Origin of the sequence: Pseudoalteromonas sp. S558 (assembly GCF_005886635.1) — a bacterium.
GTDB lineage: Bacteria > Pseudomonadota > Gammaproteobacteria > Enterobacterales > Alteromonadaceae > Pseudoalteromonas > Pseudoalteromonas aliena.
Genome location: NZ_PNDU01000587.1, coordinates 1 through 459, shown reverse-complemented (window position 1 = coordinate 459; position 459 = coordinate 1). Strand labels below are relative to the sequence as shown.

Annotated in this window: 1 protein-coding gene; it reads right to left on the bottom strand. The window is 34.9% G+C overall.

All coding sequences use genetic code 11. The features are described 5' to 3' along the window. Nucleotides 1-351, bottom strand: a 351-nt coding sequence (locus tag CWB66_RS21540; RefSeq protein WP_138587011.1) for a LysR family transcriptional regulator, incomplete at its 3' end; no start/stop codon positions are given. Between the last annotated feature and the right edge of the window lie 108 nt (nucleotides 352-459).

Below are 459 nucleotides of genomic sequence, written 5' to 3'. Positions count from 1 at the left end.
GTTAGGAGCACTTGTCGTCAAATATTGAATTGTACTGGGTAATAATCCGGTTAGCACCGTTGAAATGGCACCTAATTTTAACTCTCCAGATAAACCAGTCTCATCTAAGTCACTTTGAAGAGCATCAACTTCAGAAACTAAGCGTTTTAATCTAGGTAAAATCTTTAAACATTCTGACGTTGGAGTTGCGCTGTGTCCTGCACGGTTGAGTAACTTGCAAGCCAAAGAGTTTTCTAATGCTTTAATTCTCTGACTAACAGCTGCAGGAGTTAACATTTGATTCCTAGCGGCAGCCGCAATTGAACCAGTATCAACAACTTCTATTAAGCTTGATATAAAACGAATGTCCAAAACAAATTCTTATGGTCGAAGTAAAAATAATATAGTAAATCTTTCGGTGTTTGAATGCTATTTTATTGTTATATTATATTTATATTAAAAAGGATTCTAGATGCAAAA